The organism is Spirillospora sp. NPDC046719 (genome assembly GCF_040645715.1).
GTDB lineage: Bacteria > Actinomycetota > Actinomycetes > Streptosporangiales > Streptosporangiaceae > Spirillospora.
The window spans coordinates 1-4,452 of record NZ_JBEYYT010000614.1; the positions used below are offsets into that span (position 1 = coordinate 1).

Annotated in this window: 6 protein-coding genes; 4 read left to right on the plus strand and 2 right to left on the minus strand. The window is 73.8% G+C overall.

Annotation, left to right across the window (positions count from 1 at the left end):
• The coding region (locus tag ABZ914_RS47220; RefSeq protein WP_500201175.1) for a maltotransferase domain-containing protein at nt 1-188 on the minus strand (188 nt) is incomplete at its 3' end.
• A 175-nt stretch (nt 189-363) separates the two neighbouring features.
• Here ABZ914_RS47220 and ABZ914_RS47225 point away from each other — a divergent pair.
• A complete protein-coding gene (locus ABZ914_RS47225) occupies nt 364-1,239 on the plus strand; it encodes a hypothetical protein (protein WP_500201176.1) in 876 nt (291 codons plus the stop codon).
• Between the two features lie 69 nt (nt 1,240-1,308).
• On the opposite strand, the gene ABZ914_RS47230 is transcribed toward ABZ914_RS47225, so the two are convergent.
• Nucleotides 1,309-1,650, minus strand: coding sequence for an STAS domain-containing protein (locus tag ABZ914_RS47230; protein WP_206700389.1), 342 nt, complete (start codon nt 1,648-1,650; stop codon nt 1,309-1,311).
• Nucleotides 1,651-2,036: 386 nt separating this feature from the next.
• Here ABZ914_RS47230 and ABZ914_RS47235 point away from each other — a divergent pair, with 386 nt between their 5' ends.
• The 3 genes from ABZ914_RS47235 to ABZ914_RS47245 all read left to right on the plus strand — a co-directional run.
• Nucleotides 2,037-2,318 (plus strand): sulfurtransferase TusA family protein, encoded by a 282-nt coding sequence (locus ABZ914_RS47235; protein WP_190868700.1) that lies wholly within the window; start codon nt 2,037-2,039, stop codon nt 2,316-2,318.
• 121 nt (nt 2,319-2,439) lie between these two features.
• On the plus strand, nt 2,440-3,930 hold the full coding sequence (locus ABZ914_RS47240; RefSeq protein WP_500201177.1) for a flavin-containing monooxygenase: 1,491 nt from the start codon (nt 2,440-2,442) through the stop codon (nt 3,928-3,930).
• 1 nt (nt 3,931) lies between these two features.
• Nucleotides 3,932-4,452 (plus strand): hypothetical protein (locus ABZ914_RS47245; protein ID WP_500201178.1); only part of this gene is annotated, 521 nt, incomplete at its 3' end.

Sequence of the window (4,452 nt, forward strand, 5' to 3'; positions counted from 1 at the left end):
GCCGACACCTCGATGGTCTCGCCCACCACGGCCTTCGCCGGCCACCGGCCGCCCCCCACCACCGGCGCCACGTCCAGGATCGGGATCCGCCCGAGTCCGCCCGTCGGCTGCACCTGCATCGCGCCCCGCTCCCACACCCGTCCGCGTCGGTCCTCGTGATCCATGCCCGGTCGGCGGGCGCGCGGCATCCCGCGAACCACAAGATCACGCAAAGAGATCACGCGCCTCGGCGCCCCGCCCCGGCACGCGAACGCCCCGGTCAAGGCGGAGTTCGGGCGGATTTAAGGCGGAGTTGATCTATGAACCGGCCGTCCGCCGGGGCTCGTAACCCAGGCGAGTTCCCCACCGGAAGGAGCGGTTCGAATGATGCGGCGGAATGCGGTGCGCGCGGTGCTCGGCACGGCCGGGCTGCTGGCGGTGCTCGGCGCGGGCGCCTGCGGGGGAGGTGAGCAGCGGCAGGCGGGACGGGTGGCGGCGGAGTCGTCCGGGTGCGCCGCCCTGCAACGGCAGATCACGGCGGGCCGGGCGGTCGACGTCGCCGCCGCCGAGCAGTGCGACCAGACGCAGTTCGCGCGGCTGGAGAACGAGCGGCAGGCGGCGCGCGCGAAGGGCGAGAAGCCCGCGATGCAGGTCAGCGCGATCTGCCGGGCGGTGGACGCGCAGGCGGCGAAGGGCGACGCGAAGCTGGACTTCGGGCTGGCCTTCCACTGCCGGCAGCGCGAGCGGTTCGCCGATACCGTCAACGCGACCAGCGGGCTCGGGCCGGCGAACAAGGTCACGTCGCTGTGCCTGGGCGCGCGGGCGAGGAAGGCGCGGGGAGAGGCCGTCGACGCCTTCACCGAGTCCTTCTGCGGCAAGGAGGAAGAGGCGGCGGCCGGCGGTTCGGGCGCGGCGCCCGCGCCGTCCTCCAGCACGGCGCCTACGCCGGCCAGAGCGTCCGCTCCGACCACGCCGTCCGCGCGCAGCACGGCGCCCGCGGCGTCCGGGAGCGGCGACGTCGTGTGCCCGGGGTCGACGGTGACGCTGTCCGGCGAGGCCGGCGCGCCCGCCGCGTCCAGCGACCGGCTGCCGGTCGGGACGAAGGTGAAGGTGACGAACCTCGACAACGGCAGGTCCACCACGGTCGCCGTTACGTCCGCGTCGGGCAGCTGCGTGCTGCTGAACGACGCGGCGTTCGAGCAGGTGCGCGAGGCGGGGAAGTTCCTGATCCGGCACGCCCGGATCGAACGCGTCGGCTGAGCCGCGGGGAAGGGCGCGCGGCCCCGGCGGACCGGCCGCCGCCGGGGCGGGGCAGGTGCGCGGGACGGGTCAGGCGTGCGGGACGGGCTCGAGCGCCTCGCGCGCGGTCGTCACGTCCGGCGCGATGGCGACGCGGCGCGGCAGGCCCGCCACCTCGGCGACCCGGCGGACGATGCCGCGCGGCGGCAGCACCACCCACATCGGCACGCCGAGCTCGGTGGCGCGCATCTGCGAGCGCAGGATGATGTTCAGCGCGTTGGAGTCGCAGAACGTGCAGCCGGACAGGTCGAGGATGAGGGCGGGCGCCCCGGAGTCGAGCAGCCCGAGGGCCTGGGCGAGGATCGCCTCGCCGTTGCTCAGGTCGACCTCCGCGGGGAAGGACACCGTCCCGCAGGTCTCCGTGCTCTCCACTCGTGCTGCTCCGAGATCCATGGCTCGCCCCAAGGTCAGGTTCCTCACGTGGGTGACTTCTGGGGGTGCTTCACTGCGACTGTAAGCCCCAAAGCTGGACGAAGCCTGAAAGAGAGGGTCAAGAGTGGGGCGCCGGTCCCTCATATTGTCGATCATCGCGTTCGCTTCCGATTGCTCCGTGTTCGTCGCTTCGGATGCGCGCATGCGCGACTCCGGGCGGTGACTTCGACGGGATCCGCGGACGGCGGCCGGATGCGGCGCGTGATCCCACTTCGTGCAACAGACGTCCGGCGCGGGTTGTTCCGCGGCGAGCGGAGCCCACAAAGCCCTATATTTCCCCCATGGGGTGAATGCCCGCCGGAGACGCGGGCGCTGGGGGAGGCCGGATGGGTTCGGAACCGGTGGTCATCGACGGCGGGGACCGCTCCTGCGTGCGGCTGCTGCTGGAACTGCGCGGGCACCTGGCGGGCCTGGAGCCCGGGACGGTCGTCCACCTCATCGCCAGCGACCCGGCGGCGCCGATCGACCTGCCCGCCTGGTGCCATCTGACGGGGCACGCCTACCTCGGCCCGGTCGCCGCCGACACCCCCACCTACGCGCTGCGCGTCGCCGAGCGCCCGCGCGCCACTGAACCCGATTCGCCCTGGCGCCCTGCCGCACACGGCTGAGCGCTCCGGCCTCTACCGGCCACCGCCGTCCGCGTCCCACCCGGGGCGGTCCCGCCGTTTCATTTTGACGACACGTCCGTCACTATTGGCATAACGCCAATTAGCGAGGGATGTGACGGGCATGCGGGGACGGCCGTCGATCGCGATCGTGGGCGGCGGGTTCAGCGGACTCGGGCTCGCCGCCCGGCTGCTCCACGCCGGCTTCACCGACCTGACGGTGTTCGAGCGCGCCGGCGACGTCGGCGGCGTGTGGCGGGAGAACACTTACCCGGGCGCCGCCTGCGACGCCCCGTCCCACCTGTACTCCTACTCGTTCGAGCCGAAGCCGGACTGGTCGCGGCGGTTCGCGCCGCAGCCGGAGATCCTCGCCTACCTGCGGCACTGCGCGCGCAAGTACGGCGTCCTGGAGCACATCCGGTTCGACTGCGAGATCACCCGCGCCGGCTTCGACGCGGAGGCCGGGCAGTGGAACCTGCGGACGGCCGGGGGCGAGGTGCACCGGGCCGACCTGCTCGTCGCGGCGTGCGGGCAGCTGAGCGTCCCGGCGATGCCGGACGTCTCGGGGCTGGAGGACTTCGCGGGCACCGTGTTCCACTCCGCGCGCTGGGACCACGGCCACGACCTCACCGGGCGGACCGTCGCGGTCGTCGGCAACGGCGCGAGCGCGGTGCAGTTCGTCCCCCGGATCGCGCCGCGCGCGGCGAAGCTGACCGTCTTCCAGCGCGAACCGCAGTGGGTCGGCTGGAAGTGGGACCGCCGCTACCCGCCGCTGCGCACCGCGCTCAACCGGCGGATCCCGCTGCTGCCCCGGCTGTCGCGGCTCGCGGTGTTCGTCTGGTTCGAGGCGCTGCTGAACCCGATGCTGGTCTCGCCGCGCGCCCGCCGGCTGCTGTCGGCGCACGTCCGCGCTCTCTGCCGCACCACGCTGTGGTCGGTGAAGGACCGGCGGCTGCGCGAGCGCCTCGTCCCCGGCTACGAGCTCGGCTGCAAGCGCGTCCTGATCTCCAGCGACTACTACCGCGCCCTCAACCTCCCGCACGTGGACGTGGTCACCAGCGCGGTCGTCGGCGCCACCCCGGACGGCCTCGTCACCGCCGACGGGCGCGAGCACCCCGCCGACACCGTCATCATGGGCACCGGCTTCCGCACCCGGGACTTCGTCGCCCCGATGCGCGTGACAGGTCTCACTGAGCGGGACCTGGACGAGGCATGGCGGGACGGACCGCGAGCCTACCTGGGTATGGCCGTCGCGGGCTTCCCGAACTTCTTCCTGATGTACGGGCCCAACACCAATGTCGGCTCGGGGTCGGTGGTGCACATGCTCGAAAGCCAGATCTCCTACATCGTGCAGGCGGCCCGCGCGTTGCGCGACCCGGAGGTGCTCTACATGGACGTCCGGGAGGGCGTGCTCGCCGACTTCGACTCCGCGCTCCAGCGCCGCCTCGACGGGACGATCTGGAACGCCGGCGGCTGCGACAGCTGGTACCTGCACTCCGGCGCCGGCGCGGACGGCCGCCGACGCAACGCCAGCAACTGGCCCGGCTCGATGCTGGGCTACCGCCGCCGCACCCGCACTCTCGATCCGTCCGACTACCGCATCGTGAAGCGCTGACGTGGGCGCCGCACACAGGTCCCCGGCGCGGGCCCGCTCCGGGGACGGCGCCGACCGCCGGCTGCTGCGCGCGCTCGAAGGGCTCTACGTCATCCCGCCCGGCCACCACCGCCCCGACACCGGACGCGCCGACGCCGCGCGGATGCTCGCCTGCGACGACCGGACCCTGACCGCCCTCGCCCGGCACGGCCTGCCGTCCACCGGCGAGCGCGGCCGGGAGCGGTTCGACTCGCGCGACCTGTTCAACCTCGCCCTCTACTCCGGGACGGGCCGCACCCCGGTCGAGCGGGACGTCACGTCGCTGCTGCGCTGGACCCGCTCGTCCTGCGAGGACCTCATCGCGCCGCGCGTGTCCCGGTTCGAGCTCCGCGTCGCCTGCGGGGACCCCGACGGCTGCCGTCCCGACGCCCACAACGCGCTCGCCCGGCCCCGCACCGGCGCGTACGGCGGGGCGGTCCGGCACGTCCGCGCGCATCCGGGGCGCGGCGGACGCCGCGTCGCCGGCGCCCCCGACGCGGCGGC